Consider the following 24024-nt stretch of genomic DNA (forward strand, 5'->3'; position numbering starts at 1 on the left):
GGAACGTCTCGGCGCCTTCCTCAGTTTTGCCAATCGATGTGCCGACCCCTGTACAACGAATCTTGAACCCTCGCTTCAAGAGAACCGCTGATCCGGCCGATAACCCGTTCGGTGACTTCAGAGTCGCGCGAAATCGCTTGATAGCATTTGGCCGGCAGCTATCATCTGCGCGCCTGGAAATGGACCATCTTCTTCAATTGCCTGGAAATCCTCGATGCTGTCGTATCACCAAAAGAGTTTTCTGATCGTCGATGATTTCTCGGATTTCCGCAGTTCCGTGCGTTCGATGTTGCGCGAGTTGGGCGTCAAGGATGTGGACACCGCCGACACCGGTGAGCAGGCGCTGAAAATGTGTGCGCAGAAGTCCTACGATTTCATCCTCCAGGACTTCCACCTCGGCGACGGCAAGAAGAACGGTCAGCAGGTGCTGGAAGACCTGATGATGGAGAAGCTGATCAGCCACGAAGCGGTGTTCGTGATGGTGACGGCCGAAACCAGTCAGGCGATGGTGCTCAGTGCTCTGGAGCACGAGCCCGACGCGTATCTGACCAAGCCGTTCAACCGCTCTGGCCTGGCTCAGCGCCTGGAGCGTCTGGAGCAGCGCAAGACGTTGCTCAAGCCGATTCTGCAAGCCCTCGACCGTGGCAAACCGGTCGAGGTGCTCAACGCCTGTATCGCCCTGTGCAAGCAGGACATCCGTTATTCGCCGCTGTGCCTGCGCTATCGCGCAGATGCGTTGCGCGACATGAACCAGAACGAAGCGCTCGAGCGCCTTTACGACAGCATCATCGCCGACCGGCCGTTGCCGTGGGCCTTTGCCGGGTTGGGCAAGTTGCTGTTCAAGCGCGGGCAGGTCAGTCAGGCCAAGGGCGTTTACGAAAAAGCCCTGAAGGTCTTTCCGATGATGCCAGCGCTGTATGACGGGATGGCCGACGTGCTGGTCGCCGAGGGCGATACCAAAGGCGCGCAGCAAGTGCTGGAGGAGGCGATTCGTCTGTCGCCGCTCGCGGTGCGTCGTCAGGCGTTGCTGGGCAAGCTGGCGATGGCCAACGAAGATTTCGACACCGCCTCCCGGGCTTATCGCCAGGCGGTGAATCAGGGCGCGCAATCGCGGTTCAAGGATCCGGAAAGCAATCTAGGCCTGGCGCACGCGCTGATCAGCAAGGGTAGCGAGCGCGGGCTCGATACCCGTACGCGTCTTGAGATCAACACCACTCTCAGCGCAGTGGCCAAGGAAAACCCGACCGATCCGGGCCTGCAAATTCGCGCGCGCCTGATGAAGGCCACCAGCCTGTTGCTCAACGATGCCGAGACCGCCGAAAAACTCACCGAACAAGCGCTGATGCGCCTCGACGGCATGGAGCAGTTCATGAGCCCCGAGGCTGCGTTGCTGGTGGCCAAGCAATTGCAGATGCTCGGTCAGGCCGAGGCGGGCACGTCGATGCTCAAGAGTTGCGCGGAGATCTACGGCGATGACCCGGCGGTGATGAAAGACATCGCCAAGCTCACCGATGACCCGACTATTCTCAGCTCAAGTAATGCGGCCGCCGACCTCAACCGTCAGGGCGTGCGCGTGTACAAGACCGGCAACCTGGTGGAGGCCCGCGAGGTGTTCCGCAAGGCGCTGAAGATGCAACCGAAGAACATCAGTATTGCGCTGAACATGGCCCAGTCGCTGCTGCACGGCACCGACACCAGTGTGCCGTCGGCGGAGCTGGAAGAATGTCGGGCCTGCCTGAAACTGGTGGGCATGATGCCCGATACCGACGCGCGTTATCCGCGTTATCAGAAGCTGAAAAGCAAGGCGTTTGGCGAATGAACCAAGACGAGCAGGCACTGGATTTTTCCACGGTGATTGCCTCCACCGTGCACGACATGAAGAACTCTCTGGCGATGCTGATGCAGGCCCATAGCCAATGGCTGGCGCGTCTGCCCGAGGCGCAGCGCCAAGGGGCGGAGCAGGGCGTGATCGACTTCGAGTTCGCTCACCTCAACGGCATGCTGGTGCAGTTGCTCGGACTGTACAAGCTCGGGGTCAACCAGATGCCGTTGCAGCCGGCCTATCACGAGCTGGACGATTTCATCGAGGCGCAACTGGCGGCGCATCAGGAAGTGTTCGCCAGCCGTGGAATCATCGCCACTTACGAAGTCGATCCGCTCAGTCCCCTGGGTTTTTTCGACCGCGAACTGATCGCCTCAGTGCTGGGCAACTGCATCAACAACGCGATCCGCTACGCCCGTGAATCGCTGCTGATCACCGTCAGCGACGAGGCCGGGCAACTGGTGCTGAGCATCAATGACGACGGCGACGGTTATCCGGCCGAAATGCTCGAGCGCCAGTCCGATTACGTGCAGGGCATCAACCACAGCAGTGGCAGCACTGGCCTTGGTCTGTACTTCGCCGGGCGCATCGCTGCGCTGCATCAGCGCAACGGTGTGGGTGGCCGGACCGAGATCCGTAATGGCGGCCCGTTGGGCGGCGGCGTGTTCAGTATTTACCTGCCCTGAATCACGGATTCATCGACCGGAATTCTTTTTGTTGGCTGCTGCTTGATATTCCGAACAGCCGAAGCCTATTTTGTCCGGGTCGCCGTTCGCGGCTCGCACAATAACAAGGATTGCGTCATGACAACCGATGGCCAGCGTTCACTCGCGCAGCGATTGACGGGCATTGATGAGATTGAATGTGTCACGCCGGATTTGAACGGCGTGCCACGTGGCAAGGTAATGACCGCCGAGGGCTTCCTCGAAGGGCGGCGTTTGCAGTTGGCCCGGGGGGTGCTGCTGCAATGCATCATGGGTGGTTATCCCGCCGCCAGATTCTATGGCAGCGATGACGGTGACCTGGCGCTGGTGGCTGATCCGGCGCAGATCCATCCGTTGCCATGGAGTGACGAACCACGGGCCTTTGCCATCTGTGATGCCGACGAGCTGACCGGCGAGAGCTCCAACCTGTCGACCCGTGGCCAGCTCAAGAAAGTCATTGCCCGCTACGCATCCCTTGGTCTGGCGCCGGTGGTGGCGACCGAACTCGAATTCTTTGTGTTCGCACCGAACACCGACCCGACCCAACCGTTCCAGCCGCCAGTCGGCCGCGACGGTCGTCGCGAGGACGGCCACTCGGCGTTCAGTGTCAGCTCCAACAACGGCCTGCGACCGTTCTTCAGTGAAGTCTATAAATGCATGGCGGCCCTCGGTCTGCCGCGCGATACCTTCATGCACGAAATGGGCGTCAGCCAGTTCGAGATCAACCTGCTGCACGGCGATCCGCTGCTGCTGGCCGACCAGACCTTCCTGTTCAAGCACCTGCTCAAGGAAGTCGCGCTCAAGCACGGTCTGACCGTGGTGTGCATGGCCAAACCATTGGCGCACACGCCGGGCAGTTCGATGCACATTCACCAGAGCATCGTCGAAATCGGCAGCGGCAAGAATGTGTTCAGCGACGCGGACGGTCAGCCGACCGCAATGTTTCGCCACTTCATCGGCGGGCAGCAGGCGGGTATGGCTGATTTCACCGCGCTGTTTGCGCCGAACGTCAATTCGTACCAGCGTCTGTGCCATCCGTTTGCATCGCCGAATAACGCCTGCTGGTCCCACGACAACCGCGCCGCCGGTCTGCGTATTCCGGCCAGTTCGCCGGTCGCGCGCCGGGTCGAGAATCGCTTGCCGGGCGCTGATGCCAATCCGTATCTGGCGATTGCCGCGAGCCTGGCCGCCGGTTTGTACGGCATCGAGCATGAGCTTGAGCCAAGCGAAGCGATTCAGGGCGAGTTCGAAGTCCCGGACCATCTTTCGCTGCCGTGTACCTTGCACGCGGCGCTCGAACGTCTCAAGCGCAGTCAGCTGGCCAAGGAACTGTTCGGCACGGAGTTCATCGAAGGCTACGTCGCTTCGAAGACCATGGAGTTGACCAGTTTCTTTGATGAAATCACTCCCTGGGAACGCCGTGTTCTAGCTGCCCAGGCCTGACGAAATGTCGCCGTCGGGCTATCGTTTGATAGCCCGATACTTACCGCAAGGAGCCGCTCGGAACGCCGATGCGCCAAATCTGGAAATCCTTTCGAGCGCTGTATTTCGCCTCGCTGATGATGTTGATCGGCTCGGGCCTTCTTTCTACTTATCTGGCGTTGCGTCTGGCGGCCGACCATGTCGACGGGTTGTGGGTCGGTGCGCTGATGGCGGCCAACTATTTCGGTCTGGTGCTGGGCGGCAAGATCGGTCACCGCTTGATTGCCCGGGTCGGGCATATCCGTGCCTACTCGGCGTGTGCCGGGATCGTCGGCGCGGCGGTGCTCGGTCATGGTCTGGTGGACTGGCTGCCGGCCTGGCTGGTGCTGCGGACCATCGTTGGCCTCGGCATGATGTGCCAATACATGGTCATCGAGAGCTGGCTGAACGAGCAGGCTGACGCCAATCAGCGCGGTCTGGTGTTCAGCGGCTACATGATCGCGTCGTATCTGGGGTTGGTGCTCGGTCAGCTGATTCTGGTCATGCACCCGGGCCTTGGCCTGGAACTGCTGATGCTGGTCGCGCTGTGCTTCGCCCTGTGTCTGGTGCCGGTGGCGCTGACCCGGCGGATTCACCCGGCGCCGTTGCATCCGGCGCCGATGGAGCCGCGTTTCTTTATCAAGCGTGTGCCGCAGTCGCTGAGCACCGTGCTCGGGGCCGGGCTGATCATTGGTTCGTTTTACGGTCTGGCGCCGCTGTATGCCTCGCAGCAGGGGTTGTCGACCGAACAGGTCGGTCTGTTCATGGGTAGCTGCATTTTTGCCGGGCTGGTGGTGCAGTGGCCGTTGGGCTGGTTGTCGGATCGTTATGACCGGGCCTTGCTGATTCGCTGCTTTGCGCTGTTTCTGGCAGTCGCTGCATTACCGCTGGCGATCCTGCCGCAGGTGCCGCTGGAGGTGCTGTTCGTGGTCGGCTTCCTCTGCTCGCTGGTGCAGTTCTGCCTGTACCCGTTGGCGGTGGCGTTCTCCAATGACCATGTCGAAGGCGAGCGCCGGGTGTCGCTGACGGCGATGTTGCTGGTGACCTACGGCGTGGGTGCCAGTGTCGGGCCGCTGGCGGCCGGGGTGCTGATGAAGCTGTTCGGGCCGCAGAGCCTGTACGCGTTCTTCACCTTTTTCGCGCTGGTGCTGGTGTGGCGGATCCGGCCGAAAGCCGTGACCAATCTGCATCAGGTCGACGATGCGCCGCTGCATCACGTGGCGATGCCGGACAGCATGTCCAGTTCGCCGCTGGTGGCTGCGCTTGACCCACGGGTAGACGAGCAGGTGGTGCAGGAGCAGATGCAGAATACGGTCGCTCCTGAACCGGAGCCGGAACCTGATCCGGAACCTGTCACGCCAACCGACTCGACAGTCGAGGGCGAAGGGCCGGACATCAGCCCCGCCAGGCCTTGATCCGGGCATAAAAAAAAAGGGCAGTCACCGCAATGACTGCCCGTTTTTCATGCCTTCCGATCAGAAGTCGTCTTTATCAAACCGACGCGCTTCGCGTTGCAGCTGATAAACGAAACGCTCGACGTTGCGTGCTGCCGGGCCGCTGATGTTGTGAAAGCGCAGGCCGGCGAAGGTGATGTTGAGTTTTTCTTCGAAGTGCAGGTAACGCAGTTCGACCGAGGCCGGTTGGTTGCCGAACAGCGGTGCGGCGATCAGCCGATCGTAGACCTGGCCCAGTTGCAGGCGGTCGGTAATGTCGCCTTCGAAACGCAGTTTGCAGCCAGTGGCGGAGATATCCAGCAGCTTGCCGTCGATCGGTGACTTGAGCTTTTCGCCACCGAGCACGACGCTGACCAGATCGGTCAGCTTCAGGGCTGCGCGGAAGGCGTTGCGGCGCTGGTGATAAACCACTTCGGTGGGCAGGTCGCCGGTGTAGAAGCGGTCGCCACTGGATTCTTCGATGTTCAGCTTGCCGTCGCATTCCCAGGCAATGCGCACGCCGTCATGAAAACCTTCGACCTTGAACGGTTCGCCGGCGAGCAGGAAGCGTTCGCCATCGCGCGGGATCATTTCGTCCAGGGCAATCGTGGCGGTTTCCCGGTCAACCTTGATCAGGTAACTCTGGAAGCGCTGGCTGCGCTCGTGGAAGGTGATGATCAGCGGATCGTGGCTCTCTTGCAGCTGGCGCAGGTTGCTGGAGATTTCCAGAGGTGTGGTGAGCACCTTTGGGGGCTGCGGAGCATCATCCGCGCTGAGGACGTTGGACACGTTAAATCAATCTCCAGACAAAATTTGACTACGGCTGGCCAGTATTTTGCCAGCATGTTTCGCACGTTGATAGGGCGCAAGCATTGAAGAAAGCATCACGCCTGGCTGAGCGCGCGTGGTTTCTGCAGTTTGGAGAAGGTGCCACTGGCATCGTAGAGCGCGGGAGGCTCGCCGCCGGTGAGGATTTTCAGCTGATTGGCGGTGGCGGCCTGCTGCATGATGATCGACTGGCCGTTCTTGGCGTTGGCTGCCTGGCACTGGGCAATCAGGTCGGTGAGGACGTCGCTCTGGCTGAGCAACTGGTCGCCGATGCTCGACTGACTGGCCAGTTGTTCCAGGCCGGCGCGGTCGAGCGACAGATTGAGACTGGCGAGGATTTCGCTGCGCTTGCGGCCATGCTGTTCGAGCAGAATGATCAATGCCTGTTTGCGCGCCAGAATTTCTTCCAGCAGAGGCATGTCGCGACCGTGCAAGGCGAGGGACTCGGTTTGCAGTAACTCCAGCAATTGTTGAGCTGGAGCAAAGTCGTCGGTGATCAGTTGCAATAAATTAGTGTCGTGCATGGCTGGCCTTGGGTTTTAAGCGTCCAAAAGCCTGGCGCTGACCGAGGCCTAGCGCTGGGCTTCGAAATTAAGCAGTTTGCTGGCTACACGGTTGCTGTCGACCTTGTAGCTGCCATCGGCAATCGCTGCTTTCAACTCGGCCACGCGGGCTTTATCGACGGCAGGCTGATCGCGCAGCTTGTCAGTGACCTTCTGCAACTGTTGAGCCTCATTGCTGAGGTGTACCGATTCCCCGCTTTTTGCGGTACTGGCCTGTTCGGCCGGGGTATTCAGCGGCGCGGAGGTGCCGGTTTCGGCGGTTTCCTTGGCGTTGCTGGTACGTGTACTGCCCGTAAGTGACGAGGAGCTGTTCAAACGGCTGAAATCGATGACCATGTTAAAAACCTCTGGGAATTTGGACGCTTGCCATGTTCTCGGCCATCCCCTGGAAAACTTTAGGCTCATTTAGCAATGAGCTTGCATGCGCCGTTGCAGATCCTGCTGCGGCACAGTTTAGGGAACAGCTCTGGTCAGCGCCAGTTTTCTGCCTGGTTACTCAGGGGCTTTTTAAATATCCGTTCATGCAACCGTTTGCATCGCCGCTCACATGGCCACTTCCACCTGGCCGGGCGCAACAACCTGCGCCTTGATGACCCGTTGGGAGTTGAGGTTTTTCACGCGAATCTGTTCTTTCAGGCCGCCGTTGGCCAGCGCTTCGCCCGGCATTCGGACGGCCAAGGTGCCGCTGCGGGCGGTGATTACCACTTGATCGCCCTTGCGAACCACTTCCGCCTGTTCCAGATGCACCAGGGTAATGACTTGATCGGCTACCGTTGGTCGGGTCAATTTCTGTCCGATGGCTTCATCCACCGACGTCAGGAAACCCTGATTGATCGTACTGACGTCGCGCTCGCGCAAGGTCACGTCCTGAGGTTCGATGATGCCGGCGCGTTTGAGTGGCCGCGTGGTGGTGACAATCTCGCGAAACAGGCGGACTTGAGCGGGCACAAACACCGTCCAGGGGGAGGCGCCTTCGCAGCGGACTTTGACCGTGACACGGCCCAGAGGACGTGCCGGACTCTCCAGCGTCGCTGTCAATTCCTTGTCGCACATAGGCATGCGCATGCGTGGATCAAGCTGCTTGACCTCGATTTCATAACGACCTTCCGTTTGACTGGTAGCCAGATAGTCTTCTACGGTGAATTCAAGAAAGCCCTGAGTGACGCCGATAAGCATGTCAGGCAAGGTAACCGCATCAGCACCGGCAGGGCTGCCAGCGAAAAAAAGGCATACGGCGGACATCGCGCAAAGCCCTCTGCGGAGGGGAGATGTCAGGCGTCGGAAAAATGTCGTTTGAGCGTTCATACGAGTTAAAAAGCAAGCGCCGTGCCGTTTAGCAATGAATGTGCGTCGCAACAACACTTGGCGTTGGGGTAGGAGTCTGGGCATGGCTGGTGTAATGGATTCGGTGAACCAGCGCACGCAACTGGTGGGGCAGAATCGCCTGGAGCTGTTGTTGTTCCGTCTCGACGGTCAGCAGCTCTATGGGATCAACGTGTTCAAGGTTCGGGAAGTGCTGCAATGCCCGCAACTGACGCTGATGCCCAAGTCCAGTCCTGTCGTGTGCGGGGTGGCGAATATTCGGGGGGCGACCATTCCGATCCTTGATCTGGCGATGGCGACCGGCTCCGGAGCTTTGAAAGACAAGAACAGTCCGTTCGTGATCATCACGGAATACAACACCAAGACCCAGGGTTTCCTGGTGCGCTCGGTGGAACGCATCGTGAACATGAACTGGGAGGAGATTCATCCGCCGCCCAAGGGCACTGGACGTGATCATTACCTGACCGCTGTGACTCGGGTCGACAATCAGTTAGTCGAAATCATCGACGTCGAGAAGGTGCTGGCGGAAGTTGCGCCGACGCCGGAAGCGATTTCGGTCGGCGTGGTGGATGTCGAGACCCAGAGCAAGGCATTGTCGTTGCGGGTGCTGACGGTCGATGACTCGTCGGTGGCGCGCAAGCAGGTGACGCGTTGCCTGCAGACGGTCGGCGTCGAAGTGGTGGCGTTGAACGACGGCAAGCAGGCGCTGGATTACCTGCGCAAGCTGGTCGACGAGGGCAAGAAGCCGGAAGAAGAGTTCCTGATGATGATCTCCGACATTGAAATGCCGGAGATGGACGGGTACACCCTGACGGCCGAGATTCGCAGCGACCCTCGCATGCAAAAGCTTCATATCATCCTGCATACTTCGTTGTCGGGAGTGTTCAATCAGGCGATGGTCAAGAAAGTCGGTGCCGATGACTTCCTGGCCAAGTTCCGTCCTGATGACCTGGCATCCCGGGTAGTCGACCGGATCAGAGCAGCAGATATCAGCTAAGGGCCTTTTGCCCCTGGCGTTCAACACGATTTAAGAGGCGGCATCATTTGTCTACGGGTAATTTGGATTTCGAACAGTTCCGGGTCTTCCTGGAAAAAGCCTGTGGCATTTTGCTCGGTGAAAACAAGCAGTACCTGGTGTCGAGCCGTCTCAACAAACTGATGGAGCAGCAAGGCATCAAGTCCCTGGGTGAGCTGGTACAGCGCATCCAGACCCAGCCGCGCAGCGGTTTGCGCGAGCAGGTGGTCGATGCCATGACGACCAACGAAACCCTGTGGTTTCGTGACACCTATCCGTTTGAAGTCTTGAAGAACAAGGTGCTGCCCGAGGCGATCAAGGCCGCTCCCAACCAGCGTCTGCGGATCTGGTCGGCGGCCTGCTCGTCGGGTCAGGAACCCTATTCGCTGTCGATGTCGATCGACGAGTTCGAACGAGCCAACATCGGTCAGTTGAAAATGGGCGTGCAGATCGTTGCCACCGATCTGTCCGGCAGCATGCTGACCAACTGCAAGACCGGCGAGTACGACAGTCTGGCGATCGGTCGCGGTCTGTCCGCCGATCGTCTGCAGCGCTACTTCGATCCGAAAGGGCCGGGACGCTGGGTGATCAAGGCGCCGATCAAGAACCGGGTGGAGTTCCGCTCGTTCAACCTGCTGGACAGCTACGCAAGCCTGGGCAAGTTCGACATCGTGTTCTGCCGCAACGTGCTGATCTACTTCTCCGCCGAGGTGAAGAAAGACATTCTGTTGCGCATCCACAGCACGCTGAAGCCGGGCGGTTATCTGTTCCTTGGCGCTTCCGAAGCGCTGAACGGTCTGCCGGATCATTACCAGATGGTTCAGTGCAGCCCGGGGATCATCTACCAGGCGAAGTGATCAAGATCGGCAACACAAGAAACGGGAGTCCTCAGGGGCTCCCGTTTTTTTATGCCTGAAGGTTTTGCCGGGGGCAGGCGGCGGCAGAAAAGCGGCATCTGGCGGAAGCCGGTTGCCGCTTTTCTGGCATTGCCGCATTGCCGATCCCCGGCAAAGCCCCGTAATCAGGGGCTTTCTCAAACTGGCACGACGCTTGCTATGGCCCTGTTACGAAAAATCCGGTCACCTGAAGGTTCCCGACATGAGCATCAGCTTCGATAAAGCGCTCGGCATTCACGAAAAGGCTCTGGGCTTCCGCGCCCAGCGTGCCGAAGTGCTGGCCAACAACATCGCCAACGCCGACACCCCGAACTACAAGGCGCGGGATCTGGAGTTCTCCAAAGTGCTCGAAGCACAGAGCCAGAAGAACGCCAACGGCACCATCGCCCTGAACATGACCAACAGCCGTCACATCGAAGCTGAAGGCCTGGGCAATGGCGACGAGTCGCTGATGTATCGCACGCCGATGCAGCCGTCGATCGACCAGAACACCGTGGACGCCCAGCTGGAACAGTCGAACTACGCGCAAAACGCTGTCGACTTCCAGGCGAGCTTCACCCTGCTCAACAGCAAGTTCAAAGGGCTGGTGTCAGCCCTGCGCGGAGAATAATCCATGTCCCTGTCCAGCGTTTTCAACATTGCCGGCAGCGGCATGAGCGCCCAGACCACCCGTCTGAACACCGTGGCTTCGAACATCGCCAACGCCGAGACCGTCTCGTCGAGCATCGACCAGACCTACCGTGCCCGTCACCCGGTATTCGCCACCATGTTCCAGGGCGGCCAGAGCGGCGGCAGCAATTCGTTGTTCCAGAACCAGGATGCAGCCGGTCAAGGCGTGCAGGTGCTCGGCGTGGTCGAAGACCAGAGCAACCTCGAAGCGCGCTACGAGCCGAACCATCCGGCGGCCGATGCCAAGGGCTACGTCTACTACCCGAACGTCAACGTGGTGGAAGAAATGGCTGACATGATTTCCGCGAGCCGGTCTTTCCAGACCAACGCCGAGATGATGAATACCGCCAAGACCATGATGCAGAAGGTACTGACCCTCGGTCAGTAATAAGGGGCGACTGCCATGAGTGTTACCGATACCACCAGCAGCCTGACGATGAACGACATACTGGCCAACTCTTCGAAGAAGACCAGTAGCACGACCACCGGCGGCATCGCTTCGGCCACCAACAGCTCGACCGGCGGCCAGGCCCTGGGCAAGGACGCGTTCCTGCAACTGCTGGTTACCCAGCTGAAGAACCAGAACCCGCTCGACCCGCAGGACAACAGCGCATTCGTTGCCCAGCTGGCGCAGTTCAGCAGCCTTGAGGGGATCACCACCCTCAACAGCACCGTCAGCTCGCTGGCTGGCAACTACAACTCGTCGCAAGCCCTGCAGGCTTCTTCGCTGGTGGGTCGCAACGTGATCGTGCAGACCAACACTGTTCAACTGGATGACCCGAGCAAAGGCATGACCGGTTCGGTCACCGTTCCGTCGTCGATCGCCGGCGGTACCGTCTCCATCACCGACAGCAGCGGCGCCGTTGTTCGCACCATCGATCTGGGCAGTCGCGCCGCAGGCAATGCGAGCTTCACATGGGACGGCAAGGACAAGGACGGCAACCTGGTGAAAACCGGTACCTACACCGTCAAGGCGAACGCCTCGATCAACGGCACCGCGACCGACCTGGCGACCTACCTGCCAGCCACGGTCACCAGCGTGACGATCAGCCAGACCGGTGGCGAGCTGATGCTCAACCTGTCCGGCAAGGGCACCGTTGCCCTGTCCAAAGTACAAACCATTGGTATATAGAGCCGACTAACCGGCACAAAGGAGTGGAATATGTCTTTCAATATCGGCCTTAGCGGTCTCTATGCAGCCAACAAACAACTGGACGTGACCGGCAACAACATCGCCAACGTCGCGACCGCCGGTTTCAAATCGTCCCGTGCAGAATTCGAAGACGTCTACTCGGCCACTCGCCTGGGCAGCGGCAGCAAGGTCATCGGTAACGGTGTGCGTCTGGCCAACGTTTCCCAGCAGTTCACCCAGGGCGACATCAACAACACCGGCAACGTGCTGGACATGGGCATCAACGGTTCGGGTTTCTTCACTCTGAGCAACAACGGTTCGATCTCCTACACCCGTGCCGGTACGTTCAAGGTCGACAAGGACGGTTTCATCACCAACACCGACTACACCTCGCGTCTGCAAGGCTACGGTGTGGACTCCAACGGCAAGATCATCAACGGTGTGTTGACCGATCTGAAGATCGACACTTCGAACCTGGCACCGAAGTCCACCTCGCTGGTGACCTCGACCATCAACCTGAACTCGACCGCTCCGGTGATCGACGATACTGTGGCGGCAGGCAAATTCGATCCGACCAACACGGCGACCTACACCAAGTCGTTCAGTACGCCGATCTATGACAGCCAGGGCAACCAGCACACCATGGATCAATACATGGTCAAGACCGGTGCCAACACCTGGAAGGTCTACACCTTGGTGGACGGTCGCAACCCGGATGCCACCGGCAGTGATCCGAAAACCACGGCACCGGTGGCCTCGACCATGAGCTTCGACAGCACCGGCAAACTGACTCAGGTCAGCACCCCGGATCCTGCGAACCCTGGTACGCCGATCATCAGCAGCGACCTGAAACTCACTGGCTGGGTGCCGGGTACCGTGACCAACGGTGTATGGACTGCCAACGGCGCTTCGGCGAACCCGGCCGGCATCACCATCTCCATGGCCAAGACCACTCAGTACAACGCTGACACCGCGCGCTCGATCCCGACTCAGGATGGCTACGCCACCGGCCAGATCACCAACCTGACCATCGATGGCACCGGTACGCTGTTCGCCAACTTCAGCAACAACCAGAGCAAGGCCATCGGCCAGGTTGCACTGGCCAGCTTCACCAACGAACAGGGTCTGCAGCCGATTGGTGGTACCAGCTGGAAAGAGACCTACGCTTCGGGTATCCCGGGCTACGACGCACCGGAAACCGGTACTTTGGGTTCGGTTGTTTCGAACTCGCTGGAAGAGTCGAACGTTAACCTGACCAACGAGCTGGTTGATCTGATCAAGGGTCAGAGCAACTATCAGGCGAACGCCAAGACCATTTCCACTCAGAGCACCATCATGCAGACCATCATTCAGATGACCTGATTTCTGGTTTTGGCTGGTTAAGGAGCCCCTCTTTTTGAGGGGCTTTTTTTGTCTTGGATTTGGGGGGATCGTTATTTCAAGCTGGCGCATCTCTTGAGAACAGCTCGTTCGGTTCCCTTTCCCTCAGGAAGAGGGGAGGGCTGAGGGCCGCTTTTGACTTTTTCGCGGGCAAAAGAAAACCCCCGACAAACCGGAAGTCTGTCGGGGGTTTCTCGGATCAGGCGTTTCGCAACGCCCGATTCAGCTCAGCTTATTGGCAAGCTTCGCAATCCGGCTCGTCGATGGCGCAGGCCTTCGGTACTGGAGCTGGGCCGGCAGGGGCTGCCAGGACCGAGTCGTCACCGTGGTTGCCGCCGCTGGATACAGCGTTCAGCTTGCCGGTGTTGATGGTCGACTTCTCGGTGCTGGTCGCGGCCAGGGCACGGAGGTAGTAGGTGGTTTTCAGACCACGGTACCAGGCCATGCGGTAGGTCACGTCCAGCTTCTTGCCCGATGCGCCGGCGATGTACAGGTTCAGCGACTGGGCCTGGTCGATCCACTTCTGACGACGGCTGGCGGCGTCAACGATCCACTTGGTGTCCACTTCGAACGCGGTCGCGTAGAGCTCTTTGAGTTCTTGCGGGATGCGCTCGATCTGCTGAACCGAACCGTCGTAGTACTTCAGGTCGTTGATCATGACCGAGTCCCACAGACCGCGAGCCTTGAGGTCGCGAACCAGGTACGGGTTGATCACGGTGAATTCGCCCGACAGGTTCGATTTCACGTACAGGTTCTGGTAGGTCGGTTCGATCGACTGCGATACGCCGGTAATGTTGGCGATGGTCGCGGTCGGTGCGATGGCCATGATGTTCGAGTTGCGGATGCCTTTCTGTACACGGGCGCGAACCGGTGCCCAGTCCAGGGACTCGGTCAGGTCGACGTCGATGTACTTCTGGCCACGGGCTTCGATCAGGATCTGTTGCGAATCCAGCGGCAGCACGCCTTTGGACCACAGCGAGCCCTGGAACGTCTCGTACGAGCCGCGCTCGTCGGCCAGGTCGCAGGAGGCCTGGATCGCGTAGTAGCTGACCGCTTCCATCGACTTGTCGGCGAACTCGACGGCAGCTTCGGAGCCGTAAGGGATGTGCTGCAGGTACAGCGCGTCCTGGAAGCCCATGATGCCCAGACCGACCGGACGGTGGCGGAAGTTGGAGTTCTTCGCCTGCGGTACCGAGTAGTAGTTGATGTCGATCACGTTGTCGAGCATGCGCACGGCGACGTCGATGGTGCGCTTGAGCTTGGCGGTGTCCAGCTTGCCGTCGACGATGTGGTTCGGCAGGTTGATCGAGCCCAGGTTGCAGACCGCGATTTCGTCCTTGTTGGTGTTCAAGGTGATCTCGGTGCACAGGTTCGAGCTGTGAACCACGCCGACGTGCTGCTGCGGGCTACGCAGGTTGCACGGGTCTTTGAAAGTCAGCCATGGGTGGCCGGTTTCGAACAGCATCGACAGCATCTTGCGCCACAGGTCTTTGGCCTGGATGGTCTTGAACAGCTTGATCTTGCCCGGGTATTCGGTCAGGGCTTCGTAGTACTCATAGCGCTCTTCGAAGGCCTTGCCGGTCAGGTCGTGCAGGTCCGGTACTTCGGACGGCGAGAACAGGGTCCACTTGCCGTCATCGAAGACGCGCTTCATGAACAGGTCAGGGATCCAGTTGGCGGTGTTCATGTCGTGGGTACGACGACGGTCATCACCGGTGTTCTTGCGCAGCTCGATGAACTCTTCGATGTCCATGTGCCAGGTTTCCAGGTAGGCACACACAGCGCCTTTGCGCTTGCCACCCTGGTTAACGGCGACGGCGGTGTCGTTCACCACTTTCAGGAACGGAACCACGCCTTGGGATTTGCCGTTGGTGCCCTTGATGTACGAACCCAGTGCACGAACCGGCGTCCAGTCGTTGCCCAGGCCACCGGCAAATTTCGACAACATGGCGTTGTCGTGGATGGCGTGATAGATGCCCGACAGGTCATCCGGAACGGTGGTCAGGTAGCAGCTCGACAGCTGTGGACGCAGGGTACCGGCGTTGAACAGGGTCGGAGTCGAAGCCATGTAGTCGAACGAGGACAGCAGGTTGTAGAACTCGATCGCACGGTCTTCTTTCTGCTTCTCTTCGATCGCCAGGCCCATGGCCACGCGCATGAAGAAGATCTGCGGCAGTTCGAAACGCACGCCATCCTTGTGGATGAAGTAGCGGTCGTACAGGGTCTGCAGGCCCAGGTAGGTGAATTGCTGGTCGCGCTCGTGGTTGATCGCCTTGCCCAGTTTTTCCAGGTCGAAGTCGGCCAGCACAGGGTTCAGCAGTTCGAACTCGATACCTTTGGCGACGTAGGCCGGCAGTGCCTTGGCGTACAGGTCGGCCATCTCGTGGTGGGTCGCGCTCTCGGCGACGCCCAGGAAGCCCAGGCCTTCGGCACGCAGGGTGTCCATCAGCAGGCGGGCGGTCACGAACGAGTAGTTCGGCTCACGCTCGACCAGGGTACGCGCGGTCATCACCAGTGCGGTGTTGACGTCGTTCAGGGCCACGCCGTCGTACAGGTTCTTCAGGGTTTCGCGCTGGATCAGGTCGCCGTCGACTTCGGCCAGGCCTTCGCAGGCTTCAGTGACGATGGTGTTCAGGCGGCCCATGTCCAGTGGCGCGAGGGTGCCGTCGGCGCGGGTGATGCGGATCGACGGGTGCGCTTGAACTGGTGCTTCGGCGGTGGTGCGGGTGGCGCGTTCCTTGGAACGGGCGTCGCGGTAGATCACGTAGTCGCGAGCCACTTTCTGCTCGCCTGCGCGCATCAGGGCCAGTTCGACCTGGTCCTGGATTTCTTCGATGTGGATGGTGCCGCCCGATGGCATGCGACGCTTGAAGGTCGCGGTGACCTGTTCGGTCAGGCGGGCAACGGTGTCGTGGATTCGCGACGAGGCGGCAGCGGTGCCGCCCTCAACTGCGAGAAACGCTTTGGTGATAGCGACGGTGATCTTGTCATCGGTGTAAGGAACGACAGTGCCATTACGCTTGATCACACGCAGTTGACCTGGCGCGGTGGCTGCCAGATCCGAATTCGAATCGGCGGCCTGCGGCAAGGTGCCCTGCGGGTTCTCGCGAGTTGTGTCGGTTTGCATGGGGGGTGATCTCCACATTCTCTATGTTTGTTTGGGCACCATCATGGTGCTCACCGTTCTGGTCCGAAGCACTACAGCCGACGGGCGTCGGGCATAACAACTTCGGACCAGTAGGAAAAAGGCTGATGAAGCCGCATCCTTGCCGAAGTTTTTGGCCGCGAGCCAAGGCTCGAGCCGAATTACTTCTCGGGTGACAGTAATGACTGCAACACCCGTACCGTTCCAGTCGTTTCCAACCTGAAAAACGGTGCCATCCGCAAGTGCGGTTTGGGCTTTGAAAAACTTGCTTGGTTCAACCGGAAACCAGCAATAAAGCGCTTGAGTTTCAGGTCTGAAATGTGGTTGGGCTCTAAAACGGAAAACCCTATATGTAGGGGCTTCCCTTGCGCCGCGCTACAAGATAATGCGTTTCGAGGGGGCTTGCAACGTGCGAGCTGTGGATAAACCTGTGCGTAAATTGTGTAAGAAACCAGGAAAACCCGTGTAGGCCGCGAACCTGCTGAGCTAGACCGTTTGTCACTGTTTTTTCGCCGGGAAAAACGCTTCAGCGGAATTTTGAGGGCGCGAACCCTATCACAAAAATCCGCCTTGTCCGAACGCATTTACCGACTTGTGTTCTGGCTGTACGCCGTTTATACAATCGGCCCGTGCGCACGCATTCTTATCCTCCTGAAAGATGACAAAAAGACGGGAGGACCTTCCTTTATAAGCAGCATCGGCAAGCAGAGGTCACCCGTGGAGCAAGAAGCCTGGCAGGTATTGATAGTCGAGGACGACCAGCGTCTGGCCGAACTGACCCGTGAATACCTGCAAGCCAACGGATTGCGCGTGGAGATCGAAGGCAACGGTGCACTGGCGGCGGCGCGGATCATCAAGGAACAGCCGGACCTGGTAATCCTCGACCTGATGCTGCCCGGCGAAGACGGACTGAGCATTTGCCGCAAGGTCCGTGACCGCTACGACGGGCCGATCCTGATGCTCACCGCGCGCACCGATGACGCCGACCAGATCCTTGGTCTCGACCTCGGCGCCGACGATTACGTGTGCAAACCGGTGCGCCCACGGCTGCTGCTGGCGCGGATCCAGGCGTTGCTGCGACGCAGTGACACACCGGAGCCATCGGCAGGCAATCCGCGTCGTCTGCAATTCGGCCCGCTGGTGGTGGACAACGCGTTGCGCGAAGCCTGGCTCAGTGACAGTGGCATCGAGCTGACCAGTGCCGAATTCGACCTGCTCTGGCTGTTGGTATCCAACGCCGGACGCATCCTGTCCCGGGAAGAAATCTTCACCGCGTTGCGCGGTATCGGCTACGACGGCCAGGACCGCTCGATCGATGTGCGCATCTCGCGCATCCGCCCGAAGATCGGCGACGACCCCGATCACCCGCGCCTGATCAAGACCGTGCGCAGCAAAGGTTATCTGTTCGTGCCGGAAGCCTGCGCAGACCTGCCGCTGTGAATTCGATCTTCCTGCGCATCTATGGCGGCATGTGCGCGGCGCTGATTCTGGTGGCGGTGCTCGGCGTGCTGGCACTGCACCTGCTCAATCAGGTGCGCAGCGAGCAATACCGCGAGCGTCTGGCCCATGGCACGTTTTCGCTGATGGCCGACAACCTGCAACCGATGAACGAAACCGAGCGCCATCGCGCCTTGCTGGTGTGGGAGCGCCTGCTCGGGATTCCGCTGGCGCTGAAGACCTTTGCCCAGACCGACCTCGACCTGACCCAGCGCACTCGGGTGCAGCGCGGGCAGGCGCTGGTCGAACAGACCGGCCCGCACGCGGCCAAGGTCTATCGACTGGTCAGCGACAAGGATCAACTGGTGCTGGTGGGCGAGGTGCAGCAGATCAGCGAGCAACTGGCACGGGCGACCATTTACCTGTTGGCCGATGAACTGGTGCGGGTGCCGGTGGGCGAGCAGCCCAAACGGCTGGCGCAATTGAAGGAAGACAAAGGCTTCGGTTTCGACTTGCGGCTGGTCACCGTCAGCGATGCCGACATGGACGAAGACCAGAGCCGTCGGGTGGCCGAGGGCGATACGGTGATGGCGCTGGGCAAGGGCGGCGATTCGATCCGGGTGTTCGCCGGCATGGTCGGCACGCCGTGGGTGCTGGAAATCGGGCCGCTGTATCAGATGAATCCGTACCCGCCGGAGTGGCTGGTGCTGATCGCCGCCCTCGGCCTGACCCTGATCGGCCTGATCGTCTATTTATTGGTGCGCCAGCTCGAGCGACGTTTGCGCGGGCTCGAAGCCGCCGCCACGCGCATCGCCAAAGGCAGCCTGGAAACCCGCGTACCGGCCCGGGGTGCCGACTCGGTGGGCAAACTCGCAGCGGCTTTCAACGGCATGGCCGAGCACTTGCAGCAGTTGCTCGCCATCCAGCGTGAACTGGTGCGCGCGGTGTCCCACGAATTGCGCACGCCGGTGGCGCGCCTGCGTTTCGGCCTGGAGATGATCGGTTCGGCCACGACCCCGCAGGCGCTGGAAAAATACCGCGAGGGCATGGACCACGACATCGAAGACCTCGACAAACTGGTTGATGAAATGCTCACCTACGCCCGGCTGGAGCAGGGTTCGCCGGCGCTGACGTTCCAGCGCATCGATCTGGATGCACTGGTCAATCAGGTGATTGAAGAGTTGGCGCCTCTGCGCGCCGAGGTCACAGTGCAACGCGGTCTGTGCCTGTCAGCGGCGGATTGCGATGATGCGTGGGTCGAGGCCGAGCCGCGCTACCTGCACCGCGCCTTGCAGAACCTGGTGAGCAACGCCATGCGCCATGCACGTTCGAAGGTCACGGTCAGTTATCAGGTCGGGCAGATGCGCTGTCGGGTGGATGTCGAGGACGACGGACCCGGTGTGCCGGAAACCGCCTGGGAGAAAATTTTCACGCCGTTCCTGCGCCTGGACGACAGCCGAACTCGGGCGTCCGGCGGGCACGGGCTGGGTCTGTCGATCGTGCGGCGGATCATCCACTGGCACGACGGCCGCGCATTGATCGGCAAGAGCAAGAGCTTGGGCGGGGCGTGTTTCAGCCTGAGCTGGCCGAGGAATCAGGAGCGGCGCTGAATCTTGCATTGGTCAAGCTGACCCTTTCGCGTACAAGCTCGCTCCTACAGGTCAGCGCGCTTCAGGGTGGGAGCGAGCTTGCTCGCGAAAGGGTGATTCCAAATAAAACAAACCTTCAGGCAGGAATGCTGACCAGACTCAGCAACTGGCCGTCCTGCACGCTGAATTGCGCATCGAGTTCCGTGCCGTTGCGCCATTCGCCGGACAGATCTGTCAGCAACCGCAGCCGCACCTGACCCTGTTCATTCCACTCCAGCATTTCGGCGTGTTCGAAATAGAAGCGCTGCTGCACGATCGGGTACAGCGCCTTGAACAGGCTTTCTTTTACTGAAAAGGTCAGGGTCACCCAAAGCGCGATCTGATCCCGGGAACCGGCGGCCATGCGCTGCATTTCCGGCGGGGTCAGGATCTCTCCGGCCAGTCGCTCGGCGCGTTCGGCGTTGAGCAGGTTTTCCAGGTCCATGCCCAGCCCGCGCCAGTGCTGTTTGTTGGCGACAATCGCCGCCGCACGACCGGTGCTGTGGGTGATCGAGCCGCAGATGTGCGCCGGCCATACCGGTGCACGATCTTCACCGATCGCCGGAACGCTGCTTGTGCCTTCCAGCTGCAGCAACGCCGCCCGGGCGCAAATCCGCCCGGCGAGGAATTCCGCCTGCCGCTTGGCCACCGAACGCTGGATACTCGACGGCGGCTCGATGGCGCTGCGGCGAAAGTCATCGCCGAGCAATTGCGACGGGTCGAAATGGGTGCTCAGAAACGCGGTGTCGGGCAATGCGGTCGGCAGCGGCCAATGGGCATCGAGCGGGGTGCAGCAGGCGGGGAGGAAAGGGTTGGCAGTCATGTCGGGCATTTTGCCGGGTTGTCTTCGGGCTGGATAGTGCCGACATGATCGTTCCCACGCTGTGCGTGGGAACGATCAGCGTTTGAGGGCGATCGGGTTCAGCCGAAAATCTTCTTGAAGAACGCCTGCATGTCCGCCCAGGATTTTTCATCGGCAGCCTTGTTGTAGCCGATATCCGGGCCACCGTGATCGCCGTGGCTCAGGCGATCCGCATCGGGGTTGCTGAAGCCGTGCTTGGCGCCCTCGAGGCTGACAAATTGATAGTCGGCGCCGGCCTTGTCCATTTCCGACTTGAACGCCGTGACGTTGTCCGGGGTGACCATGCTGTCCAGCGCGCCGTGCTCGACGAGGATTTTCGCCTTCACGCTGCCCGGCGCAGCTGGCGTCTTGGTGGCCAGCGCTCCGTGGAAACTCACCACGCCGGCCAGCGGCACACCCTGACGCGCCGCATTCAGCACCACGCCACCGCCGAAGCAGTAACCGATGGCGGCGATTTTATCCTTGTCGGTCTGCGGCTGTTTCTTCAACAGATCCAGCCCGGCCTGAAAGCGCTTGCTGGCCGCATCGGCGTTTTGCGTGGCGGCTTGCATGAAGGCCATCGCGTCTTTCGGGTGCTCGGTGTTCTTGCCCTCACCGTACATGTCGATGGCCAGCGCGCTGTAGCCAAGCCCGGCGAGATCCCGGGCGCGGCGCTTGGCGTAGTCGTTCAGTCCCCACCATTCATGCACCACCACCACGCCGGGGCGCGGGCCCTTGATCGCGTCGTCGTAGGCGTAATAACCGATCAGCTTTGTGCCGTCGGCACTCTGATAGGGGATTTCCTCGGTCTTGATCGCAGCCTGGCTGAGGCCGCTGAAGACGAGCAGGGCGAGGGTCAATAGCAGGCGCATGATCGGGTCTCCGGACAATAAAGGGTCAAAACAGCCTAGTTCATTTCATTCAGGCCAGGTTCAGAGAGCGTTCAGGGGCGGTACAGGGGAGGGTCAGTAACCTTGCGCCATACCCGAAGAGCACAACTGAGAGGAACACTCAATGACTCGTTTGAACAAACTGCTGCTGGCTTTCACTGTCATGAGCGCAAGCATTGCCGCCCATGCCGACACCACCACCAACTTCGCCGGCCTGACCTTTGGCCAGACCAGCGACAAGATCAAGAAATCCAACGCCCTGAACGACAACCTCGGCCACCCGGATGCCACCGCGGCCATCGACGGCAACAACACCTACGGCCTGCGCCTGGGTCAGCAAAACAGCCAGGGTCGCTACTACGCCACCTACGACAACGTGTCCGGCTCGCACAATGGCATTAAACTGCGCCAGGAAAACCTGCTGGGCAGCTACGATCTGTTCTACCCGGTGGGCGGCAGCACCAAGCTGTTCGGCGGTGCGACCGCGGGCCTGACCAAGCTGACCCAGGATTCGCCGGGCTACAGCCGCGACAGCGACATCGGTTACGCCGTCGGCGGCCAGTTCGGTGTGCTGCAGCAAGTCTCGCAGAACACCTCGGTCGAACTCGGTTACCGTTACCTGCGCAGCAACGCCAGCACCGAGATGAAAGAGAGCGGTGGCAGCAAGCAGGGCTCGCTGGATTTGACCAGCAGCGCCCAGACTTACCTGTCGGCCAACTACGCTTTCTAAGCGATTGGCGTCAGGCCCGCGCCGGGTCGTCCTTCGAGGGGCGACCCGGCGCAGCCATGTGAGGCGAAAGCCTTTGGAGTTGTCGATTTACCCGGGAGAGCGTCATGAAACTGTTGGTCGTCGAAGATGAAGCGCTGTTGCGCCATCACCTGCAAACCCGCCTGACGGAGAGTGGTCATGTGGTCGAGTCCGTGGCCAACGCCGAAGAAGCGTTGTACCAGACCGGGCAATTCAACTTTGACCTGGCGGTGATCGACCTCGGCCTGCCGGGCATGGGCGGGCTCGACCTGATCCGCCAGTTGCGCTCGGGCGGCAAGACCTTTCCGATCCTGATCCTCACCGCGCGCGGCAACTGGCAGGACAAGGTCGAAGGCCTGGCCGCCGGCGCCGACGATTACGTGGTCAAGCCGTTCCAGTTCGAAGAACTCGAAGCGCGGCTCAATGCGTTGCTGCGCCGCTCCAGCGGTTTCACTCAGTCGACCATCATCGCCGGCCCGCTGTTGCTGGATCTGAATCGCAAGCAGGCAACCCTCGACGAGCAACCGCTGGCGCTGACCGCCTACGAATACCGGATCCTCGAATACCTCATGCGCCATCACCAGCAGGTGGTGCCCAAGGATCGGCTGATGGAGCAGTTGTACCCGGATGACGACGAGCGCGATCCGAACGTGATCGAAGTGCTGGTCGGCCGTCTGCGCCGCAAGCTCGAAGGCCCGGCCGGGTTCAAGCCGATCGATACCGTGCGCGGCCTTGGTTACCTGTTCAATGAGCGCTGCACTTGATCCGTTCCCTTCGTGTCCGGCTGATGCTCGCCGCCACCACCCTGGCGGTGTTGTTCATGCTCGCGTTGCTCCCGGCGATGCAGGGCGCGTTCAGCCTGGCGTTGCAGGACTCGATCGAGCAGCGGCTGGCGTCCGACGTCACTACGCTGATCTCCGCCGCGCGGGTTGAAAATAACCGCTTGATGATGCCGGCACAGTTGCCCGACGAGCGCTTCAACCTTACGGACAATCGCCTGCTCGGCTACATCTATGACCGCGAAGGGCATCTGGTCTGGCGTTCGAAGGGGACCCAGGAAGAGAAGATCAACTACACGCCGCGCTACGATGGCCTCGGCAACGAGTTCGCGCGGATTCGTGAGGCCAACGGTCAGGAATTCTTCGTCTACGACGTTGAAGTCAAACTGCTCGGCGGCAAGAGCGCGGCCTTCAGTATCGTGGCCCTGCAACCGGTGCGCGAATACGAAACCACCCTCGAAGGTCTGCGGGAAAATCTCTACCTCGGTTTTGGTGCGGCGCTGTTGGTGCTGCTCGCCTTGCTGTGGATCGGCCTGACCTGGGGCCTGAAAGCCTTGCGCCGGCTCAGTCAGGAACTCGACGAAATCGAGGGCGGAACCCTCGAAAGCCTCAGCGAACAGCACCCGCGCGAACTGCTGCGCCTGACCGGTTCCCTCAACCGCCTGCTGCACAGCGAACGCCAGCAGCGCAGCCGTTACCGCGACTCCCTCGACGATCTGGCCCACAGTCTGAAAACCCCGCTGGCGGTGTTGCAAGGCGTCAGCGAAGACATGGCCCAGCGCCCCGAAGACCGCGATCAGGCGTGGGTGCTGCAAACCCAGATCGAACGCATGAGCCAGCAGATCGGCTACCAGTTACAGCGCGCCAGCCTGCGCAAAAGCGGTCTGGTGCGCCATCAGGTGCGCCTGCGCCCGGTGCTGCAAAGCCTGTGCGACACGCTGGACAAGGTCTACCGCGACAAACACGTGCGCGTTGCCTTCGATCTGCCGGAGCACTGTTATGTGCCGATCGAGCAGGGCGCCTTGCTGGAAATGCTCGGCAACCTGCTGGAAAACGCCTATCGCCTGTGCCTGGGCGAAGTGCGCGTCAGTGTGCGTGAAAGCCATTCCGGAAGCGAACTGTGCATCGAAGACGACGGCCCCGGCGTACCACCGGATCAGCGCGCACGGATTCTCGAACGCGGCGAGCGTCTGGACCGTCAGCATCCGGGGCAGGGGATCGGGCTGGCGGTGGTCAAGGACATCATCGAGAGCTACAACGCCAAGCTGACGCTGGGGGACTCGCCGATGGGCGGGGCGGCGTTCAGGATTCATTTTCCGGCGGTGTGACG

The 24024-nt window shown here is 60.4% G+C and carries 22 protein-coding genes; 15 read left to right on the plus strand and 7 right to left on the minus strand.

What is annotated here, in order from left to right:
• The first annotated feature begins 214 nt into the window (after positions 1-214).
• From MKZ87_RS19760 to MKZ87_RS19775, 4 genes are all read left to right on the plus strand, one after another.
• A complete protein-coding gene (locus tag MKZ87_RS19760) occupies positions 215-1819 on the plus strand; it encodes a tetratricopeptide repeat-containing response regulator (protein ID WP_085697072.1) in 1605 nt (534 codons plus the stop codon).
• Positions 1816-2508 (plus strand): sensor histidine kinase, encoded by a 693-nt coding sequence (locus MKZ87_RS19765; RefSeq protein WP_007960318.1) that lies wholly within the window; start codon positions 1816-1818, stop codon positions 2506-2508. The genes MKZ87_RS19760 and MKZ87_RS19765 overlap by 4 nt, the downstream gene beginning before the upstream one ends.
• A 219-nt stretch (positions 2509-2727) precedes the next feature.
• Positions 2728-3969, plus strand: a complete 1242-nt coding sequence (locus tag MKZ87_RS19770) for a glutamine synthetase family protein (protein WP_176247696.1) — start codon at positions 2728-2730, stop codon at positions 3967-3969.
• Positions 3970-4037: 68 nt separating this feature from the next.
• Positions 4038-5402, plus strand: coding sequence for an MFS transporter (locus MKZ87_RS19775; RefSeq protein WP_085697069.1), 1365 nt, complete (start codon positions 4038-4040; stop codon positions 5400-5402).
• 60 nt (positions 5403-5462) lie between these two features.
• On the opposite strand, the gene MKZ87_RS19780 is transcribed toward MKZ87_RS19775, so the two are convergent.
• From MKZ87_RS19780 to flgA, 4 genes are all read right to left on the minus strand, one after another.
• Positions 5463-6209 carry a flagellar brake protein gene (locus MKZ87_RS19780; RefSeq protein WP_085697068.1) on the minus strand — a complete coding sequence of 249 codons (747 nt, stop codon included), beginning with the start codon at positions 6207-6209 and terminating at the stop codon, positions 5463-5465.
• Between the two features lie 95 nt (positions 6210-6304).
• Positions 6305-6772: a flagella synthesis protein FlgN gene (locus MKZ87_RS19785; protein ID WP_085683591.1), complete on the minus strand. Its 468-nt coding sequence runs from the start codon at positions 6770-6772 to the stop codon at positions 6305-6307.
• 48 nt (positions 6773-6820) lie between these two features.
• On the minus strand, positions 6821-7147 hold the full coding sequence (gene flgM / locus MKZ87_RS19790; protein ID WP_007960324.1) for a flagellar biosynthesis anti-sigma factor FlgM: 327 nt from the start codon (positions 7145-7147) through the stop codon (positions 6821-6823).
• 207 nt (positions 7148-7354) lie between these two features.
• Positions 7355-8116 carry a flagellar basal body P-ring formation chaperone FlgA gene (gene flgA, locus MKZ87_RS19795; protein WP_266201890.1) on the minus strand — a complete coding sequence of 254 codons (762 nt, stop codon included), beginning with the start codon at positions 8114-8116 and terminating at the stop codon, positions 7355-7357.
• 82 nt (positions 8117-8198) lie between these two features.
• Here flgA and MKZ87_RS19800 point away from each other — a divergent pair, with 82 nt between their 5' ends.
• The 6 genes from MKZ87_RS19800 to flgE all read left to right on the plus strand — a co-directional run bounded on the left by MKZ87_RS19800 (position 8199) and on the right by flgE (position 13208).
• Entirely contained in the window at positions 8199-9131 is a 933-nt protein-coding gene (locus MKZ87_RS19800; RefSeq protein ID WP_085697066.1) for a chemotaxis protein CheV, read from the plus strand.
• Between the two features lie 47 nt (positions 9132-9178).
• On the plus strand, positions 9179-10006 hold the full coding sequence (gene cheR / locus MKZ87_RS19805) for a protein-glutamate O-methyltransferase CheR (RefSeq protein ID WP_085697065.1): 828 nt from the start codon (positions 9179-9181) through the stop codon (positions 10004-10006).
• A 241-nt stretch (positions 10007-10247) separates the two neighbouring features.
• Complete coding sequence (gene flgB, locus MKZ87_RS19810; RefSeq protein WP_085697064.1) at positions 10248-10655, plus strand: flagellar basal body rod protein FlgB; 408 nt, start codon at positions 10248-10250, stop codon at positions 10653-10655.
• Between the two features lie 3 nt (positions 10656-10658).
• Positions 10659-11102 (plus strand): flagellar basal body rod protein FlgC, encoded by a 444-nt coding sequence (gene flgC, locus MKZ87_RS19815; RefSeq protein WP_054593596.1) that lies wholly within the window; start codon positions 10659-10661, stop codon positions 11100-11102.
• 15 nt (positions 11103-11117) lie between these two features.
• Positions 11118-11846, plus strand: a complete 729-nt coding sequence (gene flgD, locus MKZ87_RS19820; RefSeq protein ID WP_085697063.1) for a flagellar hook assembly protein FlgD — start codon at positions 11118-11120, stop codon at positions 11844-11846.
• Between the two features lie 30 nt (positions 11847-11876).
• On the plus strand, positions 11877-13208 hold the full coding sequence (flgE, locus tag MKZ87_RS19825; protein WP_234205811.1) for a flagellar hook protein FlgE: 1332 nt from the start codon (positions 11877-11879) through the stop codon (positions 13206-13208).
• 250 nt (positions 13209-13458) lie between these two features.
• Here flgE and MKZ87_RS19830 read toward each other — a convergent pair whose 3' ends face one another.
• Positions 13459-16353: a ribonucleoside-diphosphate reductase subunit alpha gene (locus tag MKZ87_RS19830; RefSeq protein ID WP_085697061.1), complete on the minus strand. Its 2895-nt coding sequence runs from the start codon at positions 16351-16353 to the stop codon at positions 13459-13461.
• 735 nt (positions 16354-17088) lie between these two features.
• Here MKZ87_RS19830 and MKZ87_RS19835 point away from each other — a divergent pair.
• Together MKZ87_RS19835 and MKZ87_RS19840 are read left to right on the plus strand one after the other, a co-directional pair.
• Positions 17089-17811, plus strand: a complete 723-nt coding sequence (locus MKZ87_RS19835) for a response regulator (RefSeq protein WP_085697060.1) — start codon at positions 17089-17091, stop codon at positions 17809-17811.
• Complete coding sequence (locus MKZ87_RS19840) at positions 17808-19418, plus strand: ATP-binding protein (RefSeq protein WP_085697059.1); 1611 nt, start codon at positions 17808-17810, stop codon at positions 19416-19418. The genes MKZ87_RS19835 and MKZ87_RS19840 overlap by 4 nt, the downstream gene beginning before the upstream one ends.
• 115 nt (positions 19419-19533) lie before the next feature.
• Here MKZ87_RS19840 and MKZ87_RS19845 read toward each other — a convergent pair whose 3' ends face one another.
• Both MKZ87_RS19845 and MKZ87_RS19850 read right to left on the minus strand, forming a co-directional pair.
• A complete protein-coding gene (locus tag MKZ87_RS19845) occupies positions 19534-20259 on the minus strand; it encodes a 4'-phosphopantetheinyl transferase family protein (RefSeq protein WP_085701575.1) in 726 nt (241 codons plus the stop codon).
• 98 nt (positions 20260-20357) lie between these two features.
• A complete protein-coding gene (locus MKZ87_RS19850) occupies positions 20358-21149 on the minus strand; it encodes a dienelactone hydrolase family protein (RefSeq protein WP_085697057.1) in 792 nt (263 codons plus the stop codon).
• Positions 21150-21291: 142 nt separating this feature from the next.
• Here MKZ87_RS19850 and MKZ87_RS19855 point away from each other — a divergent pair, with 142 nt between their 5' ends.
• The 3 genes from MKZ87_RS19855 (at position 21292) to MKZ87_RS19865 (ending at position 24022) form a co-directional block, all read left to right on the plus strand.
• A complete protein-coding gene (locus MKZ87_RS19855; RefSeq protein WP_085683581.1) occupies positions 21292-21897 on the plus strand; it encodes a hypothetical protein in 606 nt (201 codons plus the stop codon).
• A 104-nt stretch (positions 21898-22001) separates the two neighbouring features.
• Positions 22002-22679: a response regulator transcription factor gene (locus MKZ87_RS19860; protein ID WP_085683580.1), complete on the plus strand. Its 678-nt coding sequence runs from the start codon at positions 22002-22004 to the stop codon at positions 22677-22679.
• Positions 22676-24022, plus strand: coding sequence for an ATP-binding protein (locus MKZ87_RS19865; protein WP_085697056.1), 1347 nt, complete (start codon positions 22676-22678; stop codon positions 24020-24022). The genes MKZ87_RS19860 and MKZ87_RS19865 overlap by 4 nt, the downstream gene beginning before the upstream one ends.
• Positions 24023-24024 lie beyond the last annotated feature (2 nt).

Source organism: Pseudomonas sp. MCal1 (assembly GCF_026341415.1).
GTDB lineage: Bacteria > Pseudomonadota > Gammaproteobacteria > Pseudomonadales > Pseudomonadaceae > Aquipseudomonas.

Bases quoted from the DNA above. Each gene is read 5' to 3' on its own strand.
- MKZ87_RS19760 (WP_085697072.1), top strand. From the start codon at position 215: ATGCTGTCGTATCACCAAAAGAGTTTTCTGATCGTCGATGATTTCTCG.
- MKZ87_RS19765 (WP_007960318.1), top strand. From the start codon at position 1,816: ATGAACCAAGACGAGCAGGCACTGGATTTTTCCACGGTGATTGCCTCC.
- MKZ87_RS19770 (WP_176247696.1), top strand. From the start codon at position 2,728: ATGACCGCCGAGGGCTTCCTCGAAGGGCGGCGTTTGCAGTTGGCCCGG.
- MKZ87_RS19775 (WP_085697069.1), top strand. From the start codon at position 4,038: ATGCGCCAAATCTGGAAATCCTTTCGAGCGCTGTATTTCGCCTCGCTG.
- MKZ87_RS19785 (WP_085683591.1), bottom strand. From the start codon at position 6,772: ATGCACGACACTAATTTATTGCAACTGATCACCGACGACTTTGCTCCA.
- flgM (WP_007960324.1), bottom strand. From the start codon at position 7,147: ATGGTCATCGATTTCAGCCGTTTGAACAGCTCCTCGTCACTTACGGGC.
- flgA (WP_266201890.1), bottom strand. From the start codon at position 8,116: ATGAACGCTCAAACGACATTTTTCCGACGCCTGACATCTCCCCTCCGC.
- MKZ87_RS19800 (WP_085697066.1), top strand. From the start codon at position 8,199: ATGGCTGGTGTAATGGATTCGGTGAACCAGCGCACGCAACTGGTGGGG.
- flgB (WP_085697064.1), top strand. From the start codon at position 10,248: ATGAGCATCAGCTTCGATAAAGCGCTCGGCATTCACGAAAAGGCTCTG.
- flgC (WP_054593596.1), top strand. From the start codon at position 10,659: ATGTCCCTGTCCAGCGTTTTCAACATTGCCGGCAGCGGCATGAGCGCC.
- flgD (WP_085697063.1), top strand. From the start codon at position 11,118: ATGAGTGTTACCGATACCACCAGCAGCCTGACGATGAACGACATACTG.
- flgE (WP_234205811.1), top strand. From the start codon at position 11,877: ATGTCTTTCAATATCGGCCTTAGCGGTCTCTATGCAGCCAACAAACAA.
- MKZ87_RS19830 (WP_085697061.1), bottom strand. From the start codon at position 16,353: ATGCAAACCGACACAACTCGCGAGAACCCGCAGGGCACCTTGCCGCAG.
- MKZ87_RS19845 (WP_085701575.1), bottom strand. From the start codon at position 20,259: ATGACTGCCAACCCTTTCCTCCCCGCCTGCTGCACCCCGCTCGATGCC.
- MKZ87_RS19850 (WP_085697057.1), bottom strand. From the start codon at position 21,149: ATGCGCCTGCTATTGACCCTCGCCCTGCTCGTCTTCAGCGGCCTCAGC.
- MKZ87_RS19855 (WP_085683581.1), top strand. From the start codon at position 21,292: ATGACTCGTTTGAACAAACTGCTGCTGGCTTTCACTGTCATGAGCGCA.
- MKZ87_RS19860 (WP_085683580.1), top strand. From the start codon at position 22,002: ATGAAACTGTTGGTCGTCGAAGATGAAGCGCTGTTGCGCCATCACCTG.